This is a genomic window from Thainema salinarum CENA647, assembly GCF_057732415.1.
In genome coordinates this window covers 6,375,416-6,390,840 of the sequence record NZ_JBYJZJ010000022.1, presented here as the reverse complement: position 1 = coordinate 6,390,840, position 15,425 = coordinate 6,375,416, and the positions used below count along the sequence as shown (strand labels likewise).

Annotated in this window: 14 protein-coding genes; 6 read left to right on the top strand and 8 right to left on the bottom strand. The window is 50.9% G+C overall.

Annotated features, from left to right (window positions below):
* Nucleotides 1-92: 92 nt before the first annotated feature.
* Together hisC and AC286M_RS34855 are read left to right on the top strand one after the other, a co-directional pair.
* Nucleotides 93-1,163 (top strand): histidinol-phosphate transaminase, encoded by a 1,071-nt coding sequence (gene hisC / locus AC286M_RS34860; protein WP_488208769.1) that lies wholly within the window; start codon nt 93-95, stop codon nt 1,161-1,163.
* Between the two features lie 183 nt (nt 1,164-1,346).
* Nucleotides 1,347-2,582, top strand: coding sequence for an amidohydrolase family protein (locus AC286M_RS34855; RefSeq protein WP_488208768.1), 1,236 nt, complete (start codon nt 1,347-1,349; stop codon nt 2,580-2,582).
* Nucleotides 2,583-2,710: 128 nt separating this feature from the next.
* Here the strand turns inward: AC286M_RS34855 and AC286M_RS34850 are convergent, their stop codons facing one another.
* Both AC286M_RS34850 and AC286M_RS34845 read right to left on the bottom strand, forming a co-directional pair.
* On the bottom strand, nt 2,711-3,400 hold the full coding sequence (locus AC286M_RS34850) for a hypothetical protein (protein WP_488208767.1): 690 nt from the start codon (nt 3,398-3,400) through the stop codon (nt 2,711-2,713).
* A 149-nt stretch (nt 3,401-3,549) separates the two neighbouring features.
* Nucleotides 3,550-4,308: a 2-oxo acid dehydrogenase subunit E2 gene (locus tag AC286M_RS34845; protein WP_488208766.1), complete on the bottom strand. Its 759-nt coding sequence runs from the start codon at nt 4,306-4,308 to the stop codon at nt 3,550-3,552.
* Nucleotides 4,309-4,380: 72 nt separating this feature from the next.
* On the opposite strand from AC286M_RS34845, the gene AC286M_RS34840 reads away from it, so the two are divergent.
* Nucleotides 4,381-5,580 carry an IS4 family transposase gene (locus tag AC286M_RS34840; RefSeq protein WP_488203413.1) on the top strand — a complete coding sequence of 400 codons (1,200 nt, stop codon included), beginning with the start codon at nt 4,381-4,383 and terminating at the stop codon, nt 5,578-5,580.
* Here the strand turns inward: AC286M_RS34840 and AC286M_RS34835 are convergent, their stop codons facing one another.
* The 3 genes from AC286M_RS34835 to AC286M_RS34825 form a co-directional block, all read right to left on the bottom strand.
* Nucleotides 5,581-5,712: a hypothetical protein gene (locus AC286M_RS34835; RefSeq protein ID WP_488208765.1), complete on the bottom strand. Its 132-nt coding sequence runs from the start codon at nt 5,710-5,712 to the stop codon at nt 5,581-5,583. It lies immediately after the preceding gene.
* A 61-nt stretch (nt 5,713-5,773) separates the two neighbouring features.
* Nucleotides 5,774-7,258: an ATP-binding protein gene (locus AC286M_RS34830; RefSeq protein ID WP_488208764.1), complete on the bottom strand. Its 1,485-nt coding sequence runs from the start codon at nt 7,256-7,258 to the stop codon at nt 5,774-5,776.
* A 102-nt stretch (nt 7,259-7,360) separates the two neighbouring features.
* Nucleotides 7,361-7,591, bottom strand: coding sequence for a type II toxin-antitoxin system CcdA family antitoxin (locus AC286M_RS34825; RefSeq protein ID WP_488208763.1), 231 nt, complete (start codon nt 7,589-7,591; stop codon nt 7,361-7,363).
* 410 nt (nt 7,592-8,001) lie between these two features.
* Between AC286M_RS34825 and lepA the strand changes: the two genes are divergently transcribed.
* Together lepA and AC286M_RS34815 are read left to right on the top strand one after the other, a co-directional pair.
* Nucleotides 8,002-9,807 carry a translation elongation factor 4 gene (gene lepA, locus AC286M_RS34820; protein WP_488208762.1) on the top strand — a complete coding sequence of 602 codons (1,806 nt, stop codon included), beginning with the start codon at nt 8,002-8,004 and terminating at the stop codon, nt 9,805-9,807.
* 17 nt (nt 9,808-9,824) lie between these two features.
* Nucleotides 9,825-11,585, top strand: a complete 1,761-nt coding sequence (locus tag AC286M_RS34815) for a glycosyltransferase family 39 protein (protein ID WP_488208761.1) — start codon at nt 9,825-9,827, stop codon at nt 11,583-11,585.
* A gap of 70 nt (nt 11,586-11,655) precedes the next feature.
* Here AC286M_RS34815 and AC286M_RS34810 read toward each other — a convergent pair whose 3' ends face one another.
* Nucleotides 11,656-12,864: an NAD(P)/FAD-dependent oxidoreductase gene (locus AC286M_RS34810; protein ID WP_488208760.1), complete on the bottom strand. Its 1,209-nt coding sequence runs from the start codon at nt 12,862-12,864 to the stop codon at nt 11,656-11,658.
* A gap of 156 nt (nt 12,865-13,020) precedes the next feature.
* Nucleotides 13,021-13,782, bottom strand: coding sequence for a 3-oxoacyl-[acyl-carrier-protein] reductase (gene fabG, locus AC286M_RS34805; RefSeq protein WP_488208759.1), 762 nt, complete (start codon nt 13,780-13,782; stop codon nt 13,021-13,023).
* 245 nt (nt 13,783-14,027) lie between these two features.
* Here fabG and trxA point away from each other — a divergent pair, with 245 nt between their 5' ends.
* Complete coding sequence (gene trxA / locus AC286M_RS34800; RefSeq protein ID WP_488208758.1) at nt 14,028-14,348, top strand: thioredoxin; 321 nt, start codon at nt 14,028-14,030, stop codon at nt 14,346-14,348.
* 236 nt (nt 14,349-14,584) lie between these two features.
* Here trxA and rpsD read toward each other — a convergent pair whose 3' ends face one another.
* Nucleotides 14,585-15,193: a 30S ribosomal protein S4 gene (gene rpsD, locus AC286M_RS34795; protein WP_488208757.1), complete on the bottom strand. Its 609-nt coding sequence runs from the start codon at nt 15,191-15,193 to the stop codon at nt 14,585-14,587.
* Nucleotides 15,194-15,425: the final 232 nt, after the last annotated feature.

Here is a 15,425-nt window from a genome sequence, read left to right as displayed (position 1 = left end):
ACTGCGATCGCAATCTGCCCCTACCATCGATCTAAAATAGTAGTCTTGGTTTTCTTCAAGACCGCTGCTCCTACTCGCCTAACGTACGATCTATGACCGCTGCCAAGCCGAAACCTGCTATCTTTCGTCCCAATGTGGCTGCCATGACGGGCTATGTGCCCGGTGAACAGCCCAAACCGGGCACATCAATCATCAAACTCAACACCAACGAGAATCCTTATCCGCCCTCGCCTAAAGCGCTGGACGTGCTGCATCATTTGGATAGCGAATGGCTGCGGCGCTATCCCGATCCCTATGCCAATGCGTTTCGGCAGGCGGTGCAGGAAGCTCTAGGTGTGCCCTCGGACTGGGTCATTGTTGGCAACGGCAGCGACGAAATTTTGAATGTGGTGATTCGCGCCTGTGCGGAGGGTAACCGAACGGTAGCCTATCCGATGCCCACCTATGTGCTGTATCGCACACTGGCCGAAATCCAGCCTGCTCAAGCGGTTGAGATTCCCTATGGCGACGGATTTGAACTGCCAATTGATGCCCTAATCGCTGAAGATGCCGCCGTTACGTTCATTGCGACGCCGAATAGTCCGTCAGGACACGTGGTGCCCAATGAGCAACTGCGGCGATTGGCGGCGAATCTATCTGGTGTGCTGGTCATTGATGAAGCCTATGTTGATTTTGCTGATGAGACGGCGCTGCCGCTGATTCGTGAGTTCGATAATGTGATCGCGATTCGCACTTTGTCAAAGGGCTACTCGCTCGCAGGCCTGCGATTAGGATTTGGCATGGCCCAGCCCAGCTTGCTGAGTGGATTATTCAAAGTCAAAGACAGCTACAACATTGATGCGATCGCAACTCTAGTCGGTTCGGCAGCTATGCGCGATCAGGAGTATAAAAATGCCTGTGCGGAGCAGGTAAAAGTATCGCGGGCTGAGCTGTTTGATGCATTGCAAGCACTGGGCTTTGATGTCCTGCCGTCTCAAACCAACTTTTTGCTGGCCCGTCCTCCCGCTGGGAATGCGGCAGAGATTCAGCAGTTTTTGAAAGATCAAGGACTGCTAGTGCGCTACTTCAAACAGCCGGGTTTAGATGATAAATTGCGCATTACGGTTGGCACGGACGAACAAAACCAGCGGCTGTTGGCACTGCTGCGGCAGTTTTTGACCTAGAGAACATTGAATATCCCAGAGAGCATTTAGTATTGAGCCTGATTACTGTTGCGATTGATTTTTTTCATGGTTAGAATCAGTTCCTCTGTATCCTAAAGTAGTTCTGCCGTTGATAGAGCCGCTGTATTCTTGAGTCAAAGAATGTGTGTGACCTGTACCAATTAGGAAACGATTTAGGAAACGATGGATCTGGATCTAAAAATCACCCGTGCGATCGCAGTTGACTATGACGAACCGCAGGAGATTGCGATCGCGGATGGCCGCATTGTTGACGTTGCGCCGCAGATTAGCGCTTCGGCAGCGCAGCTAGTTGATGCTCAGAATAAGCTGGTGATTCCGGGTTTAGTTGATAGTCATATTCACCTCGACAAGGCACTGCTGCTGAGCCAGTATCCCGCTCAGGAAGGAACGTTTGCTGAAGCGCTCGAGCAGACGCTGCGCCTGAAGCAGCAGTTCACCCCCGCAGATATTCACCAGCGGGCTTGCCGAATTTTGGAGGCTGCGATCTCATTTGGCGTCACGGCCATGCGGAGCCATGTCGAGGTTGACCCGGTGATTGGGCTGATGGCAATGGAAACTCTGCTGCCGCTGCAGCAGAAATACGACTGGGGCATCACGCTCCAGATTGCAGCCTTTGCGCAAGAAGGGATTTCTAATCAACCAGGAACGGAAGATTTATTGAGACAGGCACTATCAATGGGCGCGGATTTGGTTGGCTCAGCGCCCTATGTTGATCCGGATCCGGTCGGCAACATTCGAACGATTTTTGATATTGCGCAGGATGTTGACTGTGATGTTGATTTCCATCTCGATTTTTTAGATAACGATGACCCGATGCTGGTGTCGGTTGTCATTGAGGAAACGCTGCGGCGGGGCTGGCAGGGACGGGTTTGTCTCGGTCATATGACGCGATTGGCAGGGTTGTCTCCCGCAGAATTGGATGCGATCGCAGCAGGATTACGCGCAGCGGGCATTTCGATTTTGGCCTTACCGGCATCGGATCTCTACATGATGTCGCGGGCCGATACGCATAATGTCCGGCGCGGTGTGGCCCCAATCCACTACTTGATTCAGCAAGGTGTTAATGCGGGGATTGCGACCAATAATGTGCAAAATCTTTTCACGCCCTTTGGCGATGGCGATGTGTTGAAAATTGCTACGCTGATCGCCCAGGTGCTGCAGTTGGGCACAACAACCGGGCATGAACTTTGCCTGGAGATGGCGACTACTCGCGCAGCACAAGCAATTGGCGTTCACAATTACGGTATCGCGGCGGGCTGTGCAGCGGATTTGGTCATTTTAGATGCAACTTCAGCCTCCGAGGCCGTGGCAACTGCTCCGGCTAGTCGCACGACGATTAAACGAGGGAAGGTGGTCGCGCAAACGAGTTTGCAAAAGAAGCTACTGGTTTCAGCGTAGCTTCTTGAAGAATTGATTTGTTACTTTTTATTGTATTTTTCCTAGTGGCACAGTTGAGAGGCGGTAAGCAATCTCTACATGACAGCCAATCGTGCTTATTTCGCCGTTCCAAAGTAGTGAACGTAGTGTTAGATCGCTTTCACCATATCAATACGAACAAAGAATTTTGACATTTCTGGAGGATAACCTTCTACAATTGCTAGGTTTGACGGCATGTATGTTGAGCTTGGCAACCATGTATCTTGACTTATAAACAAGCTATTTAGGAATACTTCAGGATTCTTAACTTCATCCTCCGATACAAATTGAAGGGTGCTACGAAATAAAAATTGATATCCCTTTTCGTTAGTTGTATTAATATCCCAAGGTATACCGTGATCTGTTTCTTTTGGTAGGTTCTCTGCTGATCCATAATGGAACTCGATCCAGTCTGGACGATAGTCCACTCCAAAAGAATATACCTCAACCGCCTCACCGCTTCTAAAAAGTATATATTGTTGCCAACCAGATACCTCTTCATATGCAAAGTATATACAATCTGTGTTCAAGCTTGCGGAAATAAATTGTGGAATTTCCCGCCTGCCAACCGCATATTCAAAAAGCGTCCAAAAGTGATTAACATATTGCCAAATTAGGATCTGATTACTATCAATAGTTTCGTAATTCCTATATACGTTTTCTATAAGTGGCTTCTGTAGCAATGTTGATAAGGAATGGCTAACATGAGTAATTTCGGCTTTTACTAATATAAAAGCACAAGAACCGGAATAATAATCAAGCTCAAAGCCTCGTTTGTGAGTAATAGAAGATAGTTCCATAGCTCAACCGTTGTAGAACATAAGATTTAGTTACTGCTATATAACTGTTGATTGGAGGAATTTATCCTAAATAATTTTGTCGGACGTTTAGAATGAAAATATAGCTGCGATCGCACATATTTATCAGCATGGCCTAGCATAATTTAGCTTTACGCATCCAGACCATATCCAGCTTCGAGTAACTCATTTAATCGCTGAGCAAATCGGATTGCTGGGCCACCATCGGTAACATCATGGTCAAACAGAATGGTCAGGCTTAAATACTCCCGGATCAGGATTTCGTCACCGATCACACCCGGTTTTCTAGCAATATTACCCAGCGCAAAAATCACCGGATGAATCCCAATCGGAATTGCCCAGCCATAGCCGCTATATTTCGCCGCACCGCCCATTGATGAAACCACTACTGTTCCCATCACTTGTTTAGCAAAAAACGGATCGTGAACTAGCCGCCGCCAGACCAGCAAATTTCGGATAAATTTGGGCATCAACATAAAGATTTTGGTTAAATTCGCGTTTTGATGACCATCGAGTTGGACTTCTCCAGCTTGAAGAGACTCGGCTTGAGCGGTGCGAATCTCGTCACTGATTTCCTGCACCGTTTTCTGATTCGCTCGCCTCACCACATAGGGCATCGGTAGCGATGTCGAACGATGATCACCTTGATCAACAACCCGTTCCACTAAAACAGACACATCGACATCATCAAAAATAACCAGCTTTGTCTTGCCTTTGCGCATTGCGTGAATTGGCTTATGTTCGGTGATGGCTTGACCGATACATTTGATAACGAAACCCGTAAACGAGAGCTTTTCACCCGTTTGCGCTTGCAGATCACGGATGAGATCGCGAGCCTCAGTGACATCAACTTCGAGTACTAACCGGGTGACAAGCGAGTTCAGAACCAAGGTGGACAAAGCTTTGAGAGAATAACAGAGGCAAAGAAATAGGGAGCCTTGAGCAGACTCCCCCAACCAAATATGTTTCCTGCATTCTACCAAACCACCCTCCAAGCTCATCTGAGCGACCCGCAGTATTTGACCCTGCAGCTCTTGTTATGTTTGCTACAGGCCCATCGTCAGGTCAAACTGTCAGTTTTAGCCAGTGTCTTTCCTCAACCGATTCAATATGGCAGTCGAAAACGGAACTTACAGCGGTTTTTAGTCTTGCCTCAACTGAGGGTCAAACTGCTGTGGTTTCCGCTGGTGAAATACTGGATTCGGCAAGAGCAAACCGGACGGGGATTGAATCGATCCCAACGCCGCCGCCTCAAACAACTGAAGCATCAAAAGTATGGCTACTGGATTCTGGCGATTGACCGCACTCAGTGGAAAGGGCGAAATATCTTCATGGTCTCTCTGATCTGGGGCACCCATGCCCTGCCCCTGTATTGGGAGGTCTTAAAGCAAAGCGGCAACAGCGACCTTCGGACTCAAAAACGACTGCTAAAAGCCGTTTTCCCCCTGTTGAAATCCTACCCCGTCTTAGTGCTTGGAGACCGAGAGTTCCATAGTCCAAAACTAGCTAAATGGCTAGACTCCAGGGGCATCATGTTTGCCTTGCGGCAGAAGAAAGACCTTCATTTTCAAGTGAGTGTGCAACAGGAGTATACCGTGGTGAAAGACTTGGGCATTCAACCCGGCATGAGACAGTTCTATCGGGGCATCTTGGCCAACAAAGGCGATGGGTTGGGTCCCTTTAATTTGGCGATCTATTGGAAACGAAGCTATCGTAACAAAGGCCCGAAAGACCCCTGGTATATTCTCACCAATCTGCCTAATTTGAAGCAGGCCATTGAGATCTATCGCTGTCGCTGGGGCATTGAGCAGCTCTTCAAGGACTGTAAGACTGGGGGCTACAACTTAGAGGACACCAAGGTCAATGAACCCCGATTTTTAGCCTTGCTCTTACTCATTGCGATCGCGTACAGTTTGGCCACCCTACAGGGGCAATGGATGCGGCAACTCCGCATTGACCACTATGCTGGACGTATTCAAAAACACCAAGATAAAACCTTGCGACACAGTGAGTTCAGCTTGGCTCTCTATGGGCAACGGTGGACGTATGGGATGGAACTGTGGGCCAATCAAGCGTTTCAGTTGATGGCGCTCAAACCCCACAAACGCCTCTATTTTCAGCGGGGTCTCCGTGCCCTATCCTTGATGCAGCAAGCTATCTAGCTATGTTGTCACCCTTTCAGCTTCGAGTAAGAGCGGAATGTGATGCTTGGCTTGCCCCAGATCTAGCATATCCAGCGTTGGATTTCGAAACGCTGGGAATCTTTGTTCCTCATAGGTGCCAATTTTATCCATGACTGCGCTCTTGGATTGCACATGCTGAACGTCGTCGTAGCGTATGGATGGCGACGCAATTTTAACTTTGCAGATCGACCAAAGAATCGCCCTCGGACGAAATCATTACCGGCTCCTGATAGAGCGGCACGGTGAACGTCACTGTTGAGCCTAACCCCTCACCCATGCTGTAGAAGTTGACTTCGCCGCCCATTGCTTCTACCAGCTTTTGCGAAATCGTCAGCCCCAAACCTGTACCGCCATACTGGCGCGTGCGGGAGCCATCCACTTGGCTGAAGGACTGGAACAGTTTGTCTTGCTTGTCCAGCGAAACGCCAATGCCTGTATCCGCCACGCTCAGCTTGGCAAATCCCGACCAGGCATCACTCGGCACGTCCGGCGGCTTTGGCAACACTTCGGCGCTAATCGTGACGCTGCCTTCGTGGGTAAACTTAATCGCGTTTCCGACCAAGTTGAGCAGCACCTGCAACAACCGCTGATAGTTGCCATAGAGCAGCACTTCATCGCGGGTAGCCGGCATGAGGATTTCGAACTTAAGATTCTTTTGTTCGGCCTGGGTGCGGGTGAAGTTTTCGACGGCATTGAGTAAATCGATCAGCTTGACCGGATTCATCTCAATTTGCATCTTGCCCGCTTCAATTTTGGCGATATCCAGAATGTCGTTGATGATTTGCAACAGATGGACCGCCGACTGATACGCCTCATGCACAAACTCATTCTGCTCTTCCGGATCATCGGCCATCCCATCCAGCACCAGCTTGAGAAAGCCAATCATGCCGTTCAGCGGCGTACGCAGTTCATGGGATGTATTGGCCAGAAACTCACTTTTGAGCCGGGATGCTTCTTCGGCCTGTTTGCGGGCTTCTTCCGCTTGATGTTTGGCCTCAGCCAGTTCTCGATGCTTTTCGAGCAGGTCTTCGTTGACCCGCTGCAATTCTCGCGCCAGGGTTTGGCTTTCATCAAACAGGCTGGCATGTGCGATCGCAGTTCCAACCTGATCCGCCAGATCTTGGGCAAATTGAATTTCTAGCTCAGTCCATTCTCGAACCGCATTACACTGCTGGAGGATGACCAACCCATTTGGCTGATCCTGATAGCAAGTTGCGATCGCTAAGCAAGAAACCGTAGAACGCTGCGATGAATTGACTGCCGCGTTTGCTGGATTCGCGCTACCCGCTAGCTCAATTGCACTGGGCTGAGCTGTGGCATCAGCGGCAGGAATAGAAATGGGCTGGCAAACTGGCTTGAGCGACAGCAGCGCTTCCTGAACAAGCTGGCGTAGTTCAGGGCAATCGTAATACTCCAAACACGATTCAACCAAATCTGTACAGTATTCGGCCTGGGGCAAAACGCGCTGATGGCGATCATCTTGATAATCGAAAACTAGACAGCGGCTCACCTGTAGCGCTTGCCCAAATCCCTCCACCGTTTGCTGCCAAATTGTCTCTAAATCTAGAGTTCGTCGAATATTCCAGGTAATTTGATTCAGTAACCGCTGGTAATGGGCTGAATCATAAGCAGTTGACGATTTGGCAGGCAAACTCATAACTAGCATTCCGGATTAAGGATGCGATCGGGCGGCAATAGAAGCGGTGTCTCCGTCTATAAACCTACTCCCTCTTTCTTTTATACCCATTGGAAAACCGGATCAATCGTTCCATTCACCCCGAGGGGGTACAGGCGGATTGCGCGGTAGCGTCCGGGATAAATCATCATCGCGGCGTGCACCACCCCGTAACCACTGGCGTAACGCCACTTCAATCACTTTGCTCGGATCGCTGGTCAAGTGCTGTACTTGATCCAACAGTTCAGGGTCGATACTAATCGAAAGCGATACTTTTTCACCAGATTGTTCCGGACGGGTGGTGGGGTTATTCATGTGTACTGCGCTATAGTCCTATTCATCATTCTAAATCTTAACCTCACGACATCTCACTCCAAGTCTGTGGGTTAGAGAACCCAGTTGTTTCTGGAAAATAGTTGGCAACATCAGCTCACTTCAGAAATGATGATTGGATTAGTTCCCTGGCTTAAGTCATGCTTGTTCTAGACATGCTCTAAAACTTGTTCTAGCACCGCTTGCATTTGATTCAGGTTCAGTCACATTCAGCTGATAAAGTCCGGAAATATTTTCATTCTGGAGTAAAGCATTACAATATTTTACAGAGGGGATTGTGTTCGACTAATGTTTTGCGCTCATGTGATGACCTATTTAGGGCATCCTAGTGCTAGCGACATTTCCATCTCATATCACCTTTCACACACTGCTGAATCAATTCTCAAAACTATATGACTGACGCTCCGGTCTCTCGCATCCGTAACTTCTCCATCATCGCCCACATCGACCACGGTAAGTCTACCCTGGCCGATCGCTTGTTGCAGGTCACTGAAACCGTTAGCGATCGCGATATGAAGGCGCAGTTTCTCGACTCGATGGATCTGGAGCGGGAACGGGGCATCACAATTAAGCTGCAGGCCGCCCGCATGAACTACAAAGCGCGGGACGGTGAAAAATATGTCCTAAACCTGATCGATACGCCGGGACACGTGGACTTCTCCTACGAGGTGTCCCGCTCTCTCGCCGCGTGTGAAGGGGCGCTGCTGGTAGTTGATGCCTCTCAAGGCGTTGAGGCACAAACGCTGGCTAACGTTTACCTAGCTCTGGCACATGACCTAGAAATCATTCCGGTGCTCAACAAAATTGACCTGCCGGGAGCAGAACCTGACCGGGTCAAGGCCGAAATTGAAGAAATTATCGGTCTCGACTGTAGCGGCGCAATTTTGGCCTCTGCAAAAGAGGGCATCGGTGTTCAGGAAATCTTAGAATCCATCGTCTACCTGATTCCACCGCCGCAGGACACCGTGGAGGAACCGCTACGGGCGTTGATTTTCGACAGCTACTATGACCCTTACCGAGGGGTGATTGTCTATTTCCGGGTGATGGACGGCACGGTGAAAAAAGGCGATCGCGTGCGGCTGATGGCCTCGGGCAAGGAATACGAAATTGACGAACTAGGTGTTTTGTCTCCCGTCCAGATTCAGGTGGACGAACTGCATGCGGGCGAAGTGGGCTACTTTGCAGCGGCGATTAAAGCAGTTGAAGATGCTCGTGTCGGCGATACGATTACGCTGGCTAAGCATCCGGCAGAGAAGCCACTGCCTGGTTATGTAGAAGCAAAGCCAATGGTCTTCTGCGGTCTATTTCCCACCGATGCCGATCAGTTTGAAGATTTACGGGAGGCGTTGGATCGGCTGCGTCTCAATGATGCCGCCCTCTACTTTGAACCGGAAACCTCTAGTGCGATGGGTTTTGGCTTCCGCTGCGGCTTCTTGGGCCTGCTGCACATGGAGATTGTCCAGGAGCGGCTGGAGCGGGAATACAATCTTGACCTGATTACGACTGCGCCTTCGGTAATCTATCGCGTCACCATGATCGATGGCAGCGTGATTGAAGTTGATAACCCCAGCCTGCTGCCCGAGCCGCAGGAGCGGGAGTCCATCGCCGAGCCTTACGTCAAGGTGGAGATGATTACGCCCGAAGAGTTTGTTGGCCCGCTGATGGAGCTGAGCCAAAGTCGTCGGGGTGAGTTCAAAGACATGCGCTACCTGACGCAGGGACGCACAACCTTGACCTATGAGATTCCGTTGGCGGAAGTGGTAACCGACTTTTTCGACCAGATGAAGTCGCGATCGCGGGGCTATGCCAGCATGGAATACCACCTGATTGGCTATCGTACGAATCATCTGGTCAAGCTGGATGTGATGATTAATGGTGATCCGGTTGATCCGCTAGCAACGATTGTGCATCGCGATAAAGCGTACTATGTGGGCAAAGCGCTGGTGGAGAAGCTGAAGGAGCTGATTCCCCGACACCAGTTCAAGATTCCGGTTCAGGCTGCGATTGGGAGCCGGATCATTGCCAGTGAGAGCATTCCAGCTCTGCGGAAGGACGTGTTGTCCAAGTGCTACGGTGGTGACATTTCCCGGAAGAAAAAGCTGCTGCAAAAGCAGGCCAAGGGTAAGAAGCGTCTGAAGGCGATCGGTACGGTTGATGTGCCGCAAGAGGCATTTATGGCCGTTTTGAAACTGGGCTAAAGCCTGCCGCCATTGACGTGAAATCACAGGTAAAGCAGCACTACTGGTTACTCGCAGGCATTCTGCTTCTGGGCACATGCCTGCGATTTTGGGGACTGGCGAGTCAGCCGCTGTGGCTGGACGAAATTCTTACATCCCTGTTCAGCTTGGGTTTAGGCTCAGCCGACGTTCCGGTTAATCAGTTCATTCCCTTTGCGGATTTGCCGCAAATTTTAGCGCTGCGCCCGACGAGCTGCGCTCAGATTGCCGCCGCCGTCAGCACAGAATCGACCCATCCGCCGCTGTTTTTCTGCCTGATGCACGGTTGGCTGCGGCTGCTCCGGCCTGATCTTGCAGGACTGGCTTGGGCGGTGCGATCGCTACCTGCTCTGTTTGGCATAAGTGCGATCGCAGTTATGTATGGGCTGGGACGGCTGGCTTTTTCACCTAAAATTGGCCTGCTGGCAGCGGCATTTATGGCCGTGTCGCCCTTCGCGGTTTACCTATCACAGGAAGCGCGGCATTACACGCTACCCATGCTGCTGATTACGCTGTCGCTGATGGCGCTGGTGCAGATGCAGCAGGACTTACAGAAGCGGCAGATTCAGCAGCCCTGGGTTTGGCTGGCGTGGATTGTCGTCAACGGTATTGGTCTGTATGTCCATTACTTCTATCTGCTGGTCGTGGCGGCGCAGGTGGGGGTGCTGCTGGTTTGGCTAGTGGGGTTGCGTGCTCGTCTGCGCCACTGGTTCGCGGTGGCGGGTTCAGCTTTGGGCGTGGGACTGATCTTTTTGCCTTGGGTGCCAACGCTGCTGGAGAATATGGGGCGTTCAGAAGACGATTGGCTAGCCCTGGTTGATCCATCCTTAGGACAATTAGTTGCGCCCATTTTTCAGATGCTGGCGGGCTGGGTGATTACCGTGATTATGCTGCCCGTGGAGCGGCGACCGCTGTGGATCACGATTCCCTGCGGGGCAATCATGCTGGCCGTTGTGATTTGGCTAAGCCGCTACATCATCAGGGGATTTCGCAACCTGTGGCGACAACCCGCCCATCGCGCAGCCTGGTTGACAATCGCGCTCTATGTCGGCATTGTGCTGCTGGAGTTCGCTGTAATTATCTACGGTCTAGGCAAGGATCTGACACTGGCTCCCCGCTACAATTTCGTGTTTTATCCGGGACTTTGTCTGCTGCTGGCCGCCTGTTTGGGCTTTTGCGACCGTCCGCAGTTTAAGCAGGCATGGTTGCCCCGAACAGTCTCGATTCCTCAAGTCAGCGTTATTCTAGCCGGACTCATAAGCTGGATTTTTTTGATCAACGGCTTGATTTTTCATCGTCCCTTTTTGCCCCATGAAGTGGCACGAGACATGCTGTTTGCGCCGCAGGAACCCGTTGCGATCGCAGTTGGCTATCGTTCGCTACAGGAGCTAGCGCTTGGTTTTAGCTTTGCTTTGGAAGTGGATCAGACGTTGGGGCAAATACCGGAAACAGAGCGCTCATCGGTGCCGCCAAACCTAATCTTTATTCATGGCTATCCTCAGTTTGATCCTGTTTGGCAGCAGCTAGGTGGACAACTGCAGCCGCTAAACCTTTCAATACCCAAATCTGAATCGCTCAATCTCTGGGTTGTCGGCACTCGCGCTATCCGCAAAGTGGACTATCGCGATCAGTTCTGGCTTGTGACGGAAAATCCTGCAACCGAAACGCTGACAAACGCCATGTGCCGAATTGACCGGACTCACTACGGTCGCATCGGCTATCCCTATCAGGCGTATCGTTGTCAATCGGTTGTTCGATAGAGCTACAGCTAGAACCAATGAGGAGGGCGTTTAGCATCCCTTTCATTGACTAGATTGAGCACAGATCACTCTAGTTCTTGTCTGATGCGGTTGATAGTAGCGATCGCAGGGGTTGACCAATCCAGTTCAAACCGACGCGGAGCTGATGTCCCAGGGTCGGCATTCGGTAGAGGTAAGCTAATCGACGCGCGACATAAGCGGCAGTGCCATCCAGCTTCAGGCCCAAACCCGTCAATGTTGCGTTATCCATACCTAGCGCCATCATTTCGCCCAAATGCTGATAGCGGAAGGGGAGCAGCGGACGGTCGCCTGTGATTGATGCCCAAAGATTCCAGGCCGTGTAGTCAGCCTGCTGGAAGGCTGCTTGAGCGGTGGTGGGCACTTGTTGACCGTCGGCGTCTTTGCAGTCAGCCAAATCGCCTAGAGCAAAGATGTTCGGATGATCGATCACCTGTAATGTTGATTCAACCCGGACTCGATCGCGCTGATTTTTGGGAATGGGTAGCGATCGCACTTGGTCGGCTACGCGAGTGCCTACTGTCCAGATCACAATTTCAGCCGGAATAGCGTCGATCTGATCGCGATATTTGAGGGAGATGGTATTTTCGCCCACTTCGGTAACTGCAGTTTCCAGATCCAGCCAGACACCCCGGTCAGAAAGAGCTTTGCGAGCCGCATTCCGGTTGAATTCCGGCGCAGTCAGCAAAATATCTTCGGCCATGTCAATCAGCCGCACTCGGCCCCGTTTACCTAGGCGATCCGCTATCTTACAGGCCAGCTCAACCCCGCTGTAGCCTGCACCTGCGATCGCAACTCGAATTTTATCGGCAGGTGACTGTTCCAGCTCACGTAAAGCTTCCTCAAGCCGATAGGCATGGGTAATATCGTGAAATGGAATGGCGTAGGTTTCAGCCCCCGGCACAATATCCAGCGGCGTTTTGCCGCCCAGCGCCAGCACTAGATAGTCGTAGGCAATCGTGGAATCACCGGCAAGCTGCACCTCTGCCGGATCGATGCCAATCTTGGAGACCTCCGCTTGCTGAAACCGGATATTCGTACCCGCCAACAGCTCGGTATAGGGCGGAGCCACTTCCCAAGATTCCAGTTCGCCCGACACGATTTCATACAGCAGCGGCAAAAACACGAAGCGATCGCGCTGATCGACTAGGACAATCTCGGGACGCACCTGCGGCATCCAGGGCAGCCGATCGAGCGCCAGCGCCGTGTAGAGTCCACCAAATCCACCACCGAGAATACAAATTCGTTTGCGATCGCTCATAACCGTGACTATCGTGTTTAAGACTGTCGTTCTTCCAAGATGGTAACGCGCAGTCCCTTGGCAAGGCTATGTAATGCGGCAGATTGATTCTCTCTAGCTCCCCTTCTCCCAAAATAGGAGAAGGGGCTGGGGCTGGGGAATAAGGGCCAGCAGCCGCTAGGCCATCACCATGCCGCCATCGACATTCATGACTTGGCCAGTGATGTAAGCCGCAGCCGGATCAGCCGCTAAGAAGCGCACTAGACCAGCCACTTCCTCCGCTTCACCATAGCGACCGAGGGGAATGTACTTGAGGATTTCCTCGGTGTTGGTTAACTCGTGAGTCATATCAGTGGCAATAAATCCAGGCGCAACCGCGTTGACAGTGACGCCCCGGCTGGCAAACTCTTTGGCAATGGTTTTGGTAAAGCCAATCACGCCCGCTTTGGCTGCACTGTAGTTACCTTGTCCAGGGTTGCCCATTTGTCCAGCTACAGAGGCAATGTTGACGATCCGACCCGAACGCTGCTTCAGCATAATTTTGCTGACGGCTTTGGTGCAGAGAAAGACACCCGTTAAGTTTAAGTCAATCACCGCCTGCCAGTCTTCCAGCTTCATCCGCAGCAGCAGCGTGTCGCGAGTAATGCCCGCATTGTTGACGAGGACATCAATCCGGCCCCACTTGTCCGTGACGGTTTTGATCAGCGCATCGACCTGATCCGATTGGGATACATCAGCTTGAACTGCGATCGCACTGCCGCCATTCGATTCAATTTCGGCAACGACTTCATCGGCAGCGGTGCTAGAACGAGCATAGTTCACCGCAACCTTTGCGCCCACTGCTGCCAGAGCTAACGCCACTGATCGGCCAATGCCACGGGATGCCCCCGTCACGATTGCCACTTGATCCTGCATCATTTGATCGGTTGCCGATGCCATAAACTCCTTCCTCTCGCGAATGTTCTCAAGTAATACTCACATCCTGTACTTAAACCCAGAAGGGGCATTTTGCAGCCGCATCGCGGCGGCAAGATAACCTCTTCGAGTTCTCAAAGTGCAAGGTGCAAAAGCTAAAAAATACCAACATGGGTTTAGCTCGATTATTTTAAGTCATTCTGGGATCTCTGCGGTTGCCAGAGTCGTTGAACTAGGATCGAGAAAAGGTTAGCGGTAAAGGTATTAGTATGGCAACCAAGCAACAGTTTTCCAGTTTCCAAGACATGTTGGCCGGTTCTGAATTACCTGTCCTGGTCGATTTTTATGCGCCTTGGTGTGGCCCTTGCCAGATGATGGCTAAGATTTTGGAAGAGGTGAATCAGCGCCTCAAGCAGCAGGTTAAAGTGATCAAAATTAACACAGACAACTATCCCACCTTGGCCTCTCAGCACCGAATTGAGGCTTTACCCACGCTGGTTCTGTTTAAGCAGGGACAGCCTGTTGATCGGATTGAAGGAGTGCTGAATGCCGATCAACTAATACAGCGGTTGAGCGCTCATTTGTCTTAATCAGGACTGGCAGTTGGATGATTTTCAAGATGCGGAGCGCCTTGAAAATCATCCAAACCCAACGTTTGTGACCGTGAAGTGCATAAGTCCTACTTAATGCCAGGCCAATGAAGATCTCACATACAAGAACCCCCTCAAGCTGACGGACTTGAGGGGGTTCTGAAGATTTTGGAAAAATCTAAATTGCCGCGAAAAATGGTAGAAAACGTCGGATGAACGCGGGGAGATTGAGAATGCTAGGCTTGGCGAGAATAGTACTCAACCACCAGCAGTTCGTTGATTTGAAGTGCAATCCACTCCCGGTCAATTAGACTATTCACCTTACCGACCATCGTGTTCTTGTCAAACTCCAAGTGGCTCGGCAGGTTCGCTAGACCTGGATACTGTAAGTTTTGCTCAACTAGCTTACGAGAACGATCGCGATCGCGAACCGCAACGACATCACCAGCACGACACTGATAGCTGGCAATATCTACCACACCGCCATTGACGGTGATATGTCCGTGGTTGACTAACTGACGCGCTGCCGGAATTGTCGGAGCCATACCCATCCGGAAAACAGTGTTGTCCAGCCGCATTTCCAGAAGCTGAAGGATCACCTGTCCAGTGGAACCGCCTGACCGACGCGCTTTCTTGACGTAGCGAATCAGCTGCTTTTCGCTGACGCCGTAGTTCATGCGTAGTTTTTGCTTTTCTTCTAGACGAATAGCAAACTCAGACTTCTTCTTGCGAGCCTGACCATGTTGTCCTGGTGGATAGGATCGCTTAGCAGACTTACGAGTTAGACCCGGCAGTTCACCTAAACGACGCACCACTCTGAGGCGAGGGCCTCGATATCGCGCCATAAAATTTCTCCGTTAAGAGTTCTACCCAAAGACTTCAATTATACAGTTATGATTGCGGTTTTGCACCTGGAGCTGAGAATTTTCTCGCTGGCGAAGACTCAAGAGGAGCATTGTACTGGGGCGTCGCGGCGACACAATGATCCTTTTGAGATTTGATTGGCAAGGCGTAAGTGTGATCCTATTGAGGACAGTAAACAAAAATACTACAATTGTATTATGAAATTTTGAAGCA